13 protein-coding genes are annotated in these 14,737 nt (G+C 63.4%); 4 read left to right on the plus strand and 9 right to left on the minus strand.

The genetic code is table 11. The annotated features are described in order from the left end of the window. Nucleotides 1-29 precede the first annotated feature (29 nt). From Q7U29_RS05045 to Q7U29_RS05075, 7 genes are all read right to left on the minus strand, one after another. Nucleotides 30-902, minus strand: coding sequence for an alpha/beta fold hydrolase (locus Q7U29_RS05045; RefSeq protein ID WP_304739151.1), 873 nt, complete (start codon nt 900-902; stop codon nt 30-32). Beyond that, complete coding sequence (locus tag Q7U29_RS05050; RefSeq protein ID WP_304739153.1) at nt 899-2,764, minus strand: caspase family protein; 1,866 nt, start codon at nt 2,762-2,764, stop codon at nt 899-901. The genes Q7U29_RS05045 and Q7U29_RS05050 overlap by 4 nt, the downstream gene beginning before the upstream one ends. A 108-nt stretch (nt 2,765-2,872) precedes the next feature. Continuing rightward, nucleotides 2,873-3,466, minus strand: a complete 594-nt coding sequence (locus tag Q7U29_RS05055; protein ID WP_304739155.1) for a bifunctional 2-polyprenyl-6-hydroxyphenol methylase/3-demethylubiquinol 3-O-methyltransferase UbiG — start codon at nt 3,464-3,466, stop codon at nt 2,873-2,875. Between the two features lie 14 nt (nt 3,467-3,480). Next, nucleotides 3,481-4,530, minus strand: coding sequence for an N-acetyl-gamma-glutamyl-phosphate reductase (argC, locus tag Q7U29_RS05060; RefSeq protein ID WP_304739157.1), 1,050 nt, complete (start codon nt 4,528-4,530; stop codon nt 3,481-3,483). Continuing rightward, nucleotides 4,530-5,213: an FMN-binding negative transcriptional regulator gene (locus Q7U29_RS05065; RefSeq protein ID WP_304739159.1), complete on the minus strand. Its 684-nt coding sequence runs from the start codon at nt 5,211-5,213 to the stop codon at nt 4,530-4,532. The genes argC and Q7U29_RS05065 overlap by 1 nt, the downstream gene beginning before the upstream one ends. A 335-nt stretch (nt 5,214-5,548) precedes the next feature. Then, the gene (locus tag Q7U29_RS05070) at nt 5,549-6,538 is read right to left on the minus strand and encodes an MBL fold metallo-hydrolase (RefSeq protein WP_304739160.1); all 990 of its coding nucleotides are present in this window, start codon (nt 6,536-6,538) and stop codon (nt 5,549-5,551) included. A 173-nt stretch (nt 6,539-6,711) separates the two neighbouring features. Beyond that, nucleotides 6,712-7,242 (minus strand): DedA family protein, encoded by a 531-nt coding sequence (locus Q7U29_RS05075; RefSeq protein ID WP_304739216.1) that lies wholly within the window; start codon nt 7,240-7,242, stop codon nt 6,712-6,714. 240 nt (nt 7,243-7,482) lie between these two features. Between Q7U29_RS05075 and parE the strand changes: the two genes are divergently transcribed. The 4 genes from parE (at nt 7,483) to Q7U29_RS05095 (ending at nt 11,817) form a co-directional block, all read left to right on the plus strand. Further along, nucleotides 7,483-9,540: a DNA topoisomerase IV subunit B gene (gene parE / locus Q7U29_RS05080; RefSeq protein ID WP_304739162.1), complete on the plus strand. Its 2,058-nt coding sequence runs from the start codon at nt 7,483-7,485 to the stop codon at nt 9,538-9,540. A gap of 227 nt (nt 9,541-9,767) precedes the next feature. Then, entirely contained in the window at nt 9,768-10,571 is an 804-nt protein-coding gene (locus Q7U29_RS05085; protein ID WP_304739164.1) for an outer membrane protein, read from the plus strand. A 168-nt stretch (nt 10,572-10,739) separates the two neighbouring features. Then, nucleotides 10,740-10,928 (plus strand): hypothetical protein, encoded by a 189-nt coding sequence (locus tag Q7U29_RS05090; protein WP_304739165.1) that lies wholly within the window; start codon nt 10,740-10,742, stop codon nt 10,926-10,928. A 118-nt stretch (nt 10,929-11,046) separates the two neighbouring features. Beyond that, a complete protein-coding gene (locus tag Q7U29_RS05095) occupies nt 11,047-11,817 on the plus strand; it encodes an SDR family NAD(P)-dependent oxidoreductase (RefSeq protein ID WP_304739167.1) in 771 nt (256 codons plus the stop codon). Between the two features lie 432 nt (nt 11,818-12,249). Here Q7U29_RS05095 and Q7U29_RS05100 read toward each other — a convergent pair whose 3' ends face one another. Together Q7U29_RS05100 and Q7U29_RS05105 are read right to left on the minus strand one after the other, a co-directional pair. Beyond that, complete coding sequence (locus Q7U29_RS05100) at nt 12,250-13,053, minus strand: c-type cytochrome (protein WP_304739169.1); 804 nt, start codon at nt 13,051-13,053, stop codon at nt 12,250-12,252. Nucleotides 13,054-13,185: 132 nt separating this feature from the next. Next, nucleotides 13,186-14,703 (minus strand): caspase family protein, encoded by a 1,518-nt coding sequence (locus Q7U29_RS05105; RefSeq protein ID WP_304739218.1) that lies wholly within the window; start codon nt 14,701-14,703, stop codon nt 13,186-13,188. Between the last annotated feature and the right edge of the window lie 34 nt (nt 14,704-14,737).

Genomic DNA, 14,737 nt, shown 5'->3' on the forward strand with positions numbered 1-14,737 from the left:
ACCGCACGGCCTGCATCGCAGGGCCTGGATCAACGCCCGGCGAGTGCGGCGGCAATCTGACCGGCAACATCGGCGTCGTCGAGATACCCACCGATGCCATGCCGGTTGTCGGTGTGATTATTCACGAACGGATAGTTCCTGACCGGCGGCTTGATGGCGAAATTCTCGGAATTGAGTGGGTAGAGCGCGACGACATCGCGGTCGTCATACGCGTTGTACCAGTCCTTGACCCCCGCAGGCATCGTGAGCGGCGTCTTGAGCTGGTTACGTATCGCGCGGATACCAAGCGGCGATCCAACCGTTATCAAGCGCAGCACCGAATTGCCGGCATGTTCGCGCAGCACCTCATAGGCGACCACCGAACCAAGGGAGTGCCCGACGACGACGGTTGGCTCTCCGGTCAGTTTGGCCGCGACAATCCTGTTGATCTCGCGTCGCGTTCGGGAATCGTTGACATAAACAAAGACGTCCCGAAGCACCTTGCCGATGCTGTAGCTCGAAACGCCGGGGACACGACGATCGACGGCACGGATGACGGCCTGCACCCATTCCCAGTTTTGCGGACCGCGCTCCTGCGGCCCCGGTTCCATTTCGCTTTCGATCTCGCGATCGGTGACCTTGTCGTCACCGCTAAGCTGGACCGCCACGTCTTCGAGAAACGCCGCATAGTCGCCGTCCCCTGCACCGCCGCGCGTGGCGACGTCATCGGCCGGAGGCAAATCGTGGCGCGCCAGTTGCTTCATGAGTTCGTCGCCGTAGAACGGGGCATCGATTTGGAGGCCAGCCGGCGCGCTGACGCCGGCGCCCGAGAAACCGCGGCGAAGCGCATTCATCCACTCGTCCTCGATGATTTCCGACGACTTGCCTTCTTGCGCCCGGCCGTGGATCAGCAGCAGTCTCATTGGAATTCACCTCGCTCCATGGCGTTTCGCAGGAGTTGGACGCCTTGCGGCGCGAATGTGGTCCACAGCGCCGGCAGCAACCAGTTTCGTGCCTCACGTGCGGCTTGCGGCAATTGGGCGTCTCGCACCGCCAGCAGTGACCAGCCCTGTCGCAGCATTGGACAGAATGGCAGGATCGGAAGATCCTTTGCGGGATCCGGGCCGGCTTCGCGCGGACCAACCCCCCGGCGCGCCAGCATGGCAACGTCGAACAGCTCCGCTTTCAGATCGGCACGCATGTATTGCAGAACGGATTCGACATCCGCTTCGAGACCGGCGCTGGCATAGGCGTAGGCGGCGTACAAACCGAGAGTCGGATCGAACACCTTGAGTTTTCGCACCTTGTCGGCAAAAGACTGTGCTTCCTGAGGCGCAATCCGAAACACGCCGAGACCGGCGGCGGCCGCCACCGCGGCGCGCAATGCCTCAACATCCTCCCGTACGGTTTGATATTCATTCCATCTCGTGCTGTTTGCGGAAGGAACGTAGTTGACGTTGGTGACGACGCCATCATCGACGAAGATGTGCCCGATGTAGCCACGCAGTCCCGGTAACACCGTGCCCTTGCCGTCCTCGAATTCAATCAACACACTGGCCGAGGCAGCATCGATACGTACGGGCTGAAGACGCACGAGTTGGTTACCAAGGAGCTCGGCTGGAAATTGCAGGGAATTCGCCATGACGACGCTGGCCCCGTTCACCGCGAACCCGGTCTGCGTCTCAAAGTGGTCGACCGGGGCTTGACCCGAGTAGCGGACGATCGCGTCTGAAATGCCGACGCCATGTTGCTTTTCCCGCGCCAGTGCCGCTGCAGCGCGCGCACCCTGCCCCTGCGTGGCGACTTCGATTGCCTGGCGAGCCAGCGCTGCGACCGACGGGGGTGACGTTCTCTCGCGTTCAGGTTTCCGTTCGCGCGGCAGGCGTGGACGCGAACCGCGGTCTCGGCGAAGTTCAAAATTTTCAAAACGCGTGGATAGCCCTTTCTCCAGCCTGCTCAGCGACTCCAGGCCGGGAAGATCAAGATCCGGCTCGACGATGAGACCCTTTGGTGCGCGCTCGACGCGACCGACGTAAGCCTGGACCGATTCCAGGATGAATTCCGGAGTTTGTCCGGCCTTCGGCATTTCGTCCGATGCCGCGTCCTCGATCAGGTCGCGAACCAGATCCCTCAGCTTTCGATTTGTCACCACCTCGATGAGTTGGCCGTTCTCGGGTACCTTGTCGACAAACGCGGACGGCGGCTCGAAATACCCTTTCATGAATTCCCGGGTAAATATGCCTCCACGGCGCGCCTTGTCGTCCGCATTTGCGGCCTCGACAGCGACCAGCGACGGCAGCGTCGCGAACAGGCGATCGATCTCCGGCCGGGTGGGCCGCCTGAGTGGCAAATTGGGAAAGATCGAGCCGCCGTCAACTCGGCTGCTCTGCATCCCGGAGGGGATCGACCGGCAGGCATCCGAGATGAATACAACGCTGGTAAGCCCGCTTTCCCGCGCGGCCATCACCGAAGCCTCCACCGAGATCGCCTCGCTTGCATTATTCGGGGCGCCTGAGAGCAGCCACACTTCGGAGCCGCCATTCTGGAGGCCATGGCCGGCGAAATAAATCACGACCTGTGAATAGGTCGCAGCCGTCACAATGCGCTCGACTTCCGTAAAAATGCCGACGAACGTCACCGGTTCCTTTTCGTCGGTGAACGCCTTTACCTCGAAGCCCTGTTTTGCGATCCAGCCGGCAAATGCCTTTGCATCATTCACCGCGCCCTGCAGGGGCGCCGGGGCCCTTGGCTTGTTCACGCCGATTACGATGGCTATGCGCGACATTCCATCCCCCATCCGCGGCAACAGAGTGCCATGGCGCGATGGAGGATTCAACTGAAGGTCGCAAACCGGCCCGGTTCGGCTTCGGTGAACATGGCCCGGGAGAATGGATCAGAGGTCTTTACGCGCCACCACGAACAGCATCTCGGCCCATTCGTTGTCAAAACCTCTGACTTCGCCCTTCTCGATCGCCAGTGAATTCCAGCGGCCCGCGCTGGCATAGGTCTCGCGCAGCCATTCCGGCGATGGATAGTTGTAGTAGCGATTGAGGGTATCCCGCCCGTCTTCCTCTCCGGCCTTGAAGCTGGCGTAGAAATGGCCGCCGGGCTTCAGCGCGCGCCAGATCAGCGCCAGCACATGCGCCAACTCCGCTCTCGGCACATGCAGCAGGCAGGCGTTGGCCCAGACACCGTCATAGGCTTCGACCTTGTCGAGGTCATGGAACAGCAGCGTCTCGACCGGGCGACCGAGCAAACGCGATGCCTCCGCCGCCAGTTCCGGCGAACCGTCGGTGGGACGAACGTCGAATCCGGCGGCGAGCATTTGCGCGGAATCGGCGCCGGCGCCGCATCCAAGTTCGAGAATGCGGGCTCCGGGAGCCAGCATCGCTAGAAAGCGGTCAAGCCGCGCGCGGCGCGAGGTGAACTCACGCCCGGCATAGGCCTGCGCGTTGCTGCGGTAGAACTGAAGCGTATCCTCGTCCAAGGCGACTCCTCAAATCACGGAAACAGCGCGATCTGCTCCAGCCCGGCGGCTTCCGGAAGCCCGAACATCAGGTTCATGTTCTGGATCGCCTGCCCGGCCGAACCCTTGACCAGATTGTCGAGTACCGAAATGACGATGGCGCGGTTCTTGATGCGGTCGGCGAACACGCCGATCTGCACGTAGTTCGAACCGCGCACGTTCTGGGTTTGCGGCAGCACGCCCTTTTTCGCGACATGCACGAACGGTTCGTCCTTGTAGGCCGCCACCAGCGCCGCGCGCAGATCGTCCGCACTGCCGCCGCTGAGTTTGACATAGGACGTACAGAGCTCGCCCCGGCTCATCGGAATGAGATGCGGCGTGAAATTGACCGTCACGGCCGAGCCCGCCGCGACGCCGATCTCCTGCTCGATCTCCGGCGAGTGCCGATGGGTACCGACCGAATAGGGCGAGAGCCCCTCGCCGGCTTCGCTGAACAGCGTGTTCTGCTTCAGCCCGCGGCCGGCACCGGTGACGCCGGATTTGGCGTCGATCACGATGTCGTCGACGTCGATCAGTTTGGCCTTCGCGAGCGGCACCAGCGCCAGCAGCGCCGCGGTCGGATAGCAGCCGGGACAGGCCACCAGCCGCGCCGCGGCGATCCTTTCGCGGTAGAATTCGGTGAGACCGTAGACGGCTTCACCCTGCAGCTTCGGCGCCCGGTGCTCGTGGCCATACCATTGCGCGTAGGTGTTCATGTCGCGCAGCCGGAAATCCGCCGACATGTCGAGGATCTTGATGGCGGGATTGGCTGCCAGCACCGCGGCGATGATTTCCTGCGTGGTGCCGTGCGGCAACCCGCACAACACCGCGTCGAGCCCGGTCCAGTCGACCTTTTCCCATTCCACCAGCTTCGGCAGGTCCAGCATGAAGAAATGCGGAAACACCTCTGCCATGGCCTTGCCCGCATGGGTGTTGGCGGTGAGCGCGGTGATTTCGGCATTGGGATGCCGCGCCAGCAGGCGCACCGCGTCGGCGCCGGTGTAGCCGGACGCACCCAGAATGCCGATCTTCTTCTTCGTGCTCATCACATCTCTCCTTCTGACGTCGTCTTAGCATTCAATTGTGTCGCCTGGCTCTCGAACAATTGCGGACGCAACCCGCGCATTTCACAGGCCAGAACCTCTGCTGCCGCCTCCTTCTGCCCGGACAGCGCGGTCGTGATGGCGACGTGGTCGGTATCGGATTTGTGCTGGTTGAGCTTGAAGCTGCCCTCGACCGCTTCCACCGTCATGACCAGACCCACTATCGCTTTCTTCATCGCATCCAGCCGCCCGGCCGTCATCTTCGACGCCAGCCAGGGCGGTTTCGGCGCCAGCCAGTTTTCGAACTTCGCGCTCAGCGCGTCGAGATGGCGGCCGAGTTCATCGTCGGACTGTTTTCGCACGGTGCCTGTCAAGTGCACGGCCTGATACAGCCAGGTTGGCACCTGATCCGGCGACGCGTACCAGTCGGGCGACACATAGGCGTCGGCGCCGTTCACGGCCATCAGCCAGGACGCGGTTCCGTCGGCAAGGCCCGCCAGCGCGTTATGGCGCGCGACATGGAACGCAGCCAGCGGCGTGCCGTCGTCGGCATAGTCGAGGTAAAACGGCAGTGACGAGGCGACCGGCCTGGCGCCGTCCCAGGCGCAGACCGTGCCGAATCCGCGTGCTTCCGCAAACGCGAGGCTGGCGGCGCGATCGGGCTTGAACATCGGGGGCGTATACATCGCAAACTCCGGCTGGACGTAGGAGCCGCCGGGGTCAGATCACGCTGGCAAGTATGAGGAAATTGCCGCGGATCGGGTCCGGCGGCAGGGGCGACAATCTCAGACGCAGACGTCCGCCCATACCGCAGAGCTGCGGCGGCGGCGAGCGATTGACATGGTCACGGCGTTGGTCATGGGCGCGGGCTATAAGGCCCGGCGCTGTTTTCGTCAAGATGAGTGAACGTCATTCCGGGGTGGTCCATAGGACCAAACCCGGAATCTCGAGATTCCCCGATGTGCAATTGCACATCTGAGGTTCGCTCACTTTGCCCGTGCCCCGGAATGACCGCAAAGTGTCAGATCACGGGGCTCCACGGCGCCGGCACCAGCCGGTAGCCGTTGCCATCCTTCTCGACATAACCATTGGCCGGGAACGGATAGTGGAAGCCCTGGACCCGCATCTTGTCGGCCACCAGCATGTCGTAGACCTTGCGGCGGGTCGCTTCCGCCATCGCCGGGTCCTGGTCGAACATCAAATGCCAACCTGGATTTTTGACGAACAGCGCCGGAAGGTTGGTGACGTCGGACTGGATGAACACCTTGTCGGAACCGGACGACAGAATGAACGAGGTGTGGCCCGGCGTGTGGCCGAACGAAGCCACTGATTGCAGCCCGGGCGCGACGTCCTTGCCCATTTCGTAGGGCGTCACCTTCTTCTTCAATCCCGCGTCGAAAACGCGACGGGCATTGGCGAAGACGCCCTTCATGCGGTCGCTGGTCTGCTTGGCCATCTCGCCATCGTCCATGAAATACTTCCACTCGGCGGCCGGCACCAGCACTTCGGCATTCGGGAATGCCAGCACATTGTCTGCCGTCAGCAGGCCGTTGATGTGGTCGCCGTGAAAATGCGAGATCACCACGATGTCGACGGCTTTTGGATCGAGCCCGGCGGCGGCCATGTTGCTGGCGAACTGCCCGACATTGCCCTTGCTCGATGCAAAGGCCGCCGGGCCGTTACCGGTGTCGACGACCACGAGCTTGCCGCCGGTATTGATGACCAGCGGCGCGAACTGGATGCTCATCTTGTCTTTCGGCATGAACGCCTTTTCCAGCGCGGCGTTGACTTCGTCCTTTTTCGCGTTGAGCACGAAGGTATCGCCGAGTGCAAAATTATTGACGCCGTCGGAGATGACGTTCACCTGGGCGTCGCCGACCTTGTAGCGATAAAAACTGGGCGCCTGCTTGTCGGCCGCAGGTGCTGCGGCTTTGACCGATACATTCGGCAGCAGCGGCGTGACGGCGAGCGCGGCGGCTCCGGCGAGTGCGTGACGTCGTGTCAGTTCCATCGTGATGTCCTCCCAGTGAGTTGGTTCGATGAGCGCGGAATTCCCGTTTCTCGGTGTCGGGCCGGCTTTACCAGTGTTCCAAACGCAATGCTCACACCGGCGCGGCGCAATACCTGGCGTCCAAAGTGGCTAACACCCCTGCCCGCTGCATATTCCAGCCGACCGGTGCGCGCTCAGACAGCCCGCCACAGCCATCCGGCGATATGCGCCATCACATCGCCGAACAGCAGCAACACCGCCGACCAGACCAGCGCGGATGAAAAATTCGCAATTTGAAACCGCCAGTACGGCATCTCGAATATCCCGGCAGCGAGCGGCACCGAGGCCCGCAACGGTCCGAAAAACCGCCCGATGAAAATGCTGGGCACGCCCCAGTCTTTCACAAAGGCTTCGCCGCGCGGCAACAACTCCGGGTAGCGCGACAGCGGCCACATCTCGGCGACGTGTTCCTTGTATTTGAAGCCAAACCAGTAGGAGACCCAATCACCGAGTGCGGCGCCCACCCCGCCGGCCAGCCAGACCGGCCAGAAGCTGATGCCGCTGACGCCGATCAGCGCACCGATCGCCACCAGTGCCCCCCAGGCCGGGACCAGCAGCGATAAAAAGGCGAGCGATTCGGCGAACGCCAGCACGAATACGATGGGGGCCGCCCAGACCTGATGGTCGCGCACGAAGTCAGCCACAGCGCGCGTAAAATCTCCCATATTTAGAAAGCCTTCCCCGGCAGCCGGCTGATTGAACGGGCATTGAACCTTTCTGCGATTGCAATGCAAGGACAGGTAGACCACCCCCTTCCGCGACATCAAGTCACAAAGCCGGGGACCGCGCGTGAACTGCGGCTCACTTGGAACGAGCGGCCCGCCCGTCACTTTTTGAGCTCATCCATGGCATAGTCAGGCAGATCGATTCGCTGCGCCGCGGGCGCGCGCAACACATGAAAAGCTATGGCCAAATCATTGAAATCAGCTGCTAAAACCAAAACGGACAACGATCTGTTCGGGGGCGCCGAGCCAAAGGGTCGCGCTCCCCTCAAGGTCGCCTCGCGCGCTGCCAGCGCCGAAGCCGGCTATACCGCGGCCGACATCGAGGTGCTCGAAGGCCTCGAGCCGGTGCGGCGCCGGCCCGGCATGTATATCGGCGGCACCGACGAGAAGGCGCTGCATCATTTGTTCGCCGAAGTCATCGACAATTGCATGGACGAGGCATTGGCCGGCCATGCCACCTTCATCGAGGTCGAGCTCGGCGCCGACGGCTTCCTGACGGTGTCGGACAATGGCCGCGGCATTCCAGTCGACCCGCATCCGAAATTTCCGAAGAAATCCGCGCTCGAAGTCATCATGTGCACGCTGCATTCCGGCGGCAAGTTCGACTCCAAGGTCTATGAGACCTCGGGCGGCCTGCACGGCGTCGGCGTCTCCGTGGTCAACGCGCTGTCCTCGCGGCTCGAGGTCGAGGTCGCCCGCAGCCAGAAGCTCTACCGCATGGCGTTCGAGCGCGGCCATCCCAAGGGCAAGCTCGAAGACCTCGGCAAGATCAACAACCGCCGCGGCACGAGGATCCGGTTCAAGCCGGACACCGACATTTTCGGCGCCAAGGCCGCCTTCAAGCCGCAGCGGCTGTTCAAGATGGCCCGTTCCAAGGCCTATCTGTTCGGCGGCGTCGAAATCCGCTGGCGCTGCGATCCGTCCCTGCTCAAGGGCCTCGACGATGTGCCGGCCGAGGACACCTTCCATTTCGCGGGTGGCCTGAAGGATTATCTGGCCGCGGCCGTTCATGCCGACACCCTGGTGCATCCGGACATCTTCTCCGGCAAGTCCGGCCGGGTCGGCGCCCACGGCGCCTGCGAATGGGCGGTCGCGTGGACCGCCGACGCCGACGGGTTTCTCTCGTCCTATTGCAACACGGTGCCGACGCAGGACGGCGGCACCCACGAATCCGGCATGCGAAGCGCGATGCTGCGCGGCCTGAAGGACCACGCCGAACGCGTCGGCCAGGGCAAGCGCGCCGCCTCCATCGTCTCGGAAGACGTCATGGTCGGCGCCGCCGTGATGCTCTCGGTGTTCGTCCGCGAGCCGGAATTCCAGGGTCAGACCAAGGACCGCCTCGCCACCGCGGAAGCCCAGCGCATTGTCGAGCAGGCGATCAAGGACCCGTTCGACCACTGGCTGTCAGGCAATCCGCTGCAGGCCAACAAGCTGCTGGACTTCGTCGTCGAGCGCGCCGACGAGCGGCTGCGCCGCCGCGCCGAGAAGGAAATCTCGCGCAAGACCGCAGTCAAGAAGCTGCGGCTGCCCGGCAAGCTCGCCGACTGCACCAACAGCGCACAGGAAGGCTCCGAGCTGTTCATCGTCGAGGGCGACTCGGCCGGCGGCAGCGCCAAGCAGGCGCGCGACCGCAAGACCCAGGCGATCCTGCCGTTGCGCGGGAAAATCCTCAACGTCGCTTCCGCCACCAAGGACAAGCTGACCGCGAACGCGCAGCTCGCCGACCTGATGCAGGCGATCGGCTGCGGCATCGGTGCGCACTACCGCGAGGAGGACCTGCGTTATTCCCGCATCATCATCATGACCGATGCCGACGTCGACGGCGCGCATATCGCTTCATTGCTGATCACGTTCTTCTACCGGCAGACGCCGCGGCTGATCGACGAGGGGCATCTCTATCTCGCGGTGCCCCCGCTCTATCGGCTGACCCATGGCGCGAAAACGATCTACGCCCGCGACGACGCCCACAAGGATCAGCTCCTGAAGAGCGAGTTCAACGCCAACGCCAAGGTCGATGTCGGCCGCTTCAAAGGCCTCGGCGAGATGATGCCGGCGCAGTTGAAGGAAACCACGATGGACCCGGCCAAGCGCACCATGCTGCGCGTGGTTCTGCTGGCCGATGACCGCGAGGGCACTGCCGATTCGGTCGAGCGCCTGATGGGCACCAGGGCCGAGGCCCGCTTCGCCTTCATTTCCGACAAGGCCGAATTCGCCAGCGAGGATCTGCTGGACGTCTAGGTCGCAGGACGGGCCAAAGATCGCCTAAAATGGCTCGATTCCGTCGTTTCGGAGAAGATTTGCCGTTTTTGTCAGCAAATTTGCTTCCATTCGTTTTCGGCCAAGTGTGTTTCTCCGGTAACAGCATTTTGGACGGAACCGGTTATAGTTTGGCTACGGTTTGAGATTCTTCGAATTCGAAAATTAAACGCTGGTCCGGATCGACCGCCAATTACTGGGGAACGAATATGAAAAAGTTGGTCGTCGCACTGACCGCGATCGCGGCATTCACCGCCCCGGCGCTCGCCGCCGACATGGCTCCCCGTTATGCCAAGGCAGCTCCTGCTCCGGTCGCTTATGCGCCGTCATGGACCGGCTGCTACATCGCCGGCGGCGGTGGCTTCGGCATGTGGAACCAGGAAAACACCACCTACGACAACCTCACCGTACCGCGAACCCAGGTCACGGCGACGGAAACCGCCGGCGGCCGCGGTTACTTCGGCACGGTTGGTGCGGGTTGTGACTATCAATTCCCGGCCATGGGCACCAGCTTCGTCATTGGTGTAAACGGTGACTACGATTTCGCCAGCATCAAGGGCCAGCATGGTAACGGCTTTATGGGCACGGTTGGTCAGGAGAAAATGAGCTCGGCATGGTCGCTCGGCGGACGCGTGGGCTGGGTCGCGCTTCCGAACCTGCTGACCTATTTCTCGGTTGGCTACACGGAAGCGACTTTTGACCGGCAGAACTACACCAACAACCTCTTCGTAGCTCCCGCCGGTGGCGCTTCGTTTTTCTACACCGACAAGCAGACCTACAAGGGCTGGTACATCGGCGCCGGCGATGAGTACGCGCTGAATTTCCTGCCCGGCCTGTTCTGGAAGACCGAGTATCGCTTCTCGGAGTTCGACGTGAAGAGCAATCCTTATCGCTTCGTGGCGACCGGTGCCGCCACCCAGTGGTCCGACGACTCCAAGAAGTACGTCCACACCATCCGCAGCGAGCTGGTTTACCGTTTCAACTGGGGTGGCCCGGTCGTCGCGAAGTACTGATCTCTCCCGAACTGACCAACTCGAAAGCCCCGGCATTTGCCGGGGCTTTTTTGTGTCTTGCCGAAGGATGATCTGGCGGAGTCGTCGTTTCCTCCCCCTTGCCCTCCCCGCACAAGCGCAGCACTCTGGCAGCCGCGCGATTTCTGCGGCTACCAGCGAGCAAGACCCATGCGTATATGGCTTCCGATCATCGGTTTCCTCGCACTCGCGATCGGGCTGCTGTGGATCGGCCAGGGCACCGGCGTGATCGCCTGGCCGGCATCGAGCTTCATGATCAAGCAGACCCAGTGGGCCTGGTACGGCGCCGCGCTGGCAGCGCTCGGGGCGACCCTGATCTGGCGCGGCAGGCGCTCATGACCCGTCATGGCCGGGCTTGTCCCGGCCATCCACGTTTTCCTGCTTGAATTCCGCGAAAAGAAAGACGTGGATGCCCGGCACAAGGCCGGGCATGACGCGAGAAAGAGGGACACCCGCCATGGCAACCAAACTCTTCGATCTCTCCGGCAAGGTGGCCATCGTCACCGGCGGCAATGGCGGCATCGGGCTCGGCATGGCGCGGGGGCTGGCGGAAGCCGGCGCCGACATAGCGGTGGTCGGGCGCAATGAAGCGAAATCGACGGCCGCGGCCGCCGAACTCAGGGCGTGCGGCGTCAAGGCGATCGCCGTCACCGCCGACGTCACCGACAAGGCTGATGTCGCGGCCATGGTCGAACGCGTCGCAAAAGACCTCGGCCGCATCGACATTCTCGTCAACAATGCCGGCATCAACATCCGCAAGCCGCCGCACGCGCTCGAACTCGAGGAATGGGACAGCGTCATCAAGACCAATCTCACCAGCGCCTTCCTGTGCTCGAAGGCGGCCCACCCCGCCATGAAGGCGGCCGGCGGCGGCAAGATCATCAATATCGGCTCGATGCTGTCGATCTTCGGCACCAGCTTCGCGCCGGCCTATGCCGCCAGCAAGGGCGGCATCGTGCAGTTCACCCGCTCCTGCGCAGTGGCCTGGGCCGCTGACAATATCCAGGCCAACGCCATCCTGCCGGGCTGGATCGACACCGACCTGACCAGGCGCGCCCGCGCAGAGATCGACGGCCTGCACGACAAGGTGCTGGCGCGCACGCCGGCGGCGCGCTGGGGCGCCATCGCCGACTTCGCGGGCATCGCGGTGTTTCTGTCATCGAGCGCCTCGGACTTCGTCACCGGCACCGCGATCCCGGTCGATGGCGGGTTCTCGATCATGGGCTAGGGCCGGCGATCCCGTGCGCAGCCGTGGCTGCGCCTGCCGCAGGGGCCTCCAGAGAAGAATCTCGAAAACAACCCCATGAACAGTAGCGCTCGCCGTTGTTAGCGGTGCGGAGCTACCGGCGAATGGGCATGCACGGGCCGCCCCCGACGGCCGACCCGACGCGCGGTGATGCCCCGCAGCCACGGCAACGGGCTCGGTGACCGGCAGCGGCGATCGCCGCGATCGCGATGATCGAAATTCCCACGCTCCAATGCAGGACGATCGACACCGTGTCGTAGCGATCTCGATCCTTTGGCATACCGGATCCTTGCAATCGGACGCGCGCCGGACGATCCATATGGTAATTGTACCGCCGCGACACGTCATGCCATTGCGGTGGATCAACCGCAGGCGCGCGGCGCCGGGTTCAGGCGCACGAAGAACATGTTCCGGTCACTTCGACGGCAAGGTCCGGGCGAATGCCAGAACATCGATGGCATCCTTGAGAGGAAAGCCGCGCAGGTTGATCATCGCCGCGCCCGGATGTGCGTTGCGAATCTTGTGCAGCACCTCGTGCGGGAAGCTGTTGGCCTCGGTGCCGATATACGCCGGCTCCTTGTCGGTGCCCCAGTTGAGTGCGCGACCGTCGAAGCCGTGGCAGGCGGCGCATGTGGTCTGGAACAGCCCGGCGCCTCGCGCAGGATCGCCTTTTGCGTTCCCGGTTTTCAGGTCGATCAGACGATCGGCATTGTCCTGGCCCCGGCTGACGAAGATCGCGACGCGCCGCAATTCCTCGTCATTGATCATGTCTTCCTTGTAGCCGTGAGGGGCCGCCCGCAGCAGCGTCATGATCCGCTTCACGTCTCGTCCGAAGGCCCGGCGTATGCCCGTGATGCCGGTATACCGCTCGCCGCTGCCGTACAGTCCGTCCTTGCCGTTGTAGTCCCAGCCGTGACATTCCACACAGCGCCAGGTGTTCGCGCCCGAGCGCCGCCCGCTCTTCGGATAGGCGGGGTGCGTGCTTTCGGGCTTCTTGCGATCCAGCGATTCCCACCAATTGTCGTAGATGCGCCCGCCCGCCGCGCGTAACCAGACTTCAGTGGGCTGCCGCGGCGACCCATGGATAAAGTCGGCGAGGCTGCCATGCTCCGCCGGCTCGGCGGCGCCTTTGCCTTCCTGCGCGCAAAGCGCCTGGACGCCCGACAGCAGCAGGCCTGCAGCAACAAGCGTTGCAAGCATTCGTCGGGTCGCACCCATGGCAATACGATCTCTCAGCGTCCGGTACGACCGAAGCCTATTCAGGAACCGCGCGGGTGAGCAAGCAAATTTCGCCTGGATTGTTCGGGGTCTCACAATCGCGCCTGCTGTCGGCGTTCGACTTCGCATCCACTAGCGCCGAAAGCTCTTGATCTCCGACACGCTGCCGTCGCGGTAGGTCAATTCCACCGAGACCGATCTGGTTGCGGGCGCGAGTTTCAGATAGGGCTGCGACGCGTGCGGAATCGCGCTGGGATCCCTGGGATCGCAGGGCGGCATTTTCAGCACCTTGTCCGGCACCGCACTGTCGATGCCGACGCGCACTTCGCGGATCGCGCAGCGATACGACATCAGGTGCGTGTAATAGACCAGCAGCCCGTTGAACTCGCGGAACGACAGCCAGCTGGTCGCGGTCATGTCGAGGATCTTGCGCTGGTCGCGGATCAGCGCGGCCTCGGGATCGAACCGGATCGGGAACGGCCCCTGCAATTCGCCCTGGGCGTCGACATAGCGGACCTGGATGGTGGCCGCCGGCGCGTCGGCGGGAAGCTCGATCGAGGGATTGGGCATCCGCTTGCGGGTGCGCGGATCGAGCGTGTCGATGAAGCCGGTCTCGCGGAAGGTGCTGGTCTCGCCGATCCGCCAGGAAATCCCCAGCGTCGGGTCGGCGATCGAGAACACCACGGTCCAGCCGCCATTGTGGCGCGAGAACGCGGCGATCGGCGCATTGACGGACTCGTTCGCCGGCGCGAGGCGCTGCACCGGCGGCAGTGCCGCGACCTGCTGCAGCGGCTCGGCCGATTTTGCGGGTTGCGCCGCCGCTTCGGCCGGCGACTCTGCGGGCTTCCTGGCCAGACCGTTGAGGAACACGTCGTCGACCATCTGGTCGAAATAGACCGGGATCTGCTTGTGGCGCACGGTCTCCGCGAGTTCGCTGACCAGGCGCCGCGTGCGCTGCGCAACCTGGACCAGGTTGGCGCCCGGCTCCGTGAGCTGCCTGGCGAACGTTCGCGTGAACACCGAATTGGGATTGTCGTCATTGTTGGAGAGACGATCGAGCGCGGTCTGCCGGGGGCCCGCTGAGAAGATCGAGAACACGCCTTCGGGCAATTGCGTCATCGGCGCGAGGCCGCCGCCACCGGCGACCGCACGGGTGCCCTGGCGTTCGAACGGATTGTTGCGGCAGGCATCGAACACCAGGATCGCGGTGCGCACCTTCTTGTTCTGCAGCCGCTCGATGATGCGGTCAGCGAGAACTGATGCGTCGCGCACCAGTTCTTCCTGCCCCTCGGTCGCGGGCGGCACGTCGGTCGGAAGCAGGAAGTTCTGGCCCGCGATCTCGAAACCGTGGCCGGCATAGAAGAAGAACGCGGTGTCGCCGGGCCCGACCGCCTTGTCGAACGCCAGCAGCGTCTGGCTGAAGGCGGCGCGCGTCTGGTTCTCCGCGACCATCACGGTAAAGCCGAGCTGCTTCAGCGTATCGCCCATGGTGCGGGCGTCGTTGACCGCCTTCTGCAGTTTCGGAACGTTCCGGTAGTCGTTGTTGCCGACGACCAGCGCGACGCGCATTTCCGCCTGCGCAGGGGCGGCAAGCGCCAGCACGGTGGCCGCAATACTGCCGATCGCCAGAAATCTGGAAAGCCAACGCATCATGGAGTTCCCTGCCCGCACGACTCATCCACGG

Source organism: Bradyrhizobium sp. (genome assembly GCF_030654605.1).
Classification (GTDB): domain Bacteria; phylum Pseudomonadota; class Alphaproteobacteria; order Rhizobiales; family Xanthobacteraceae; genus Bradyrhizobium.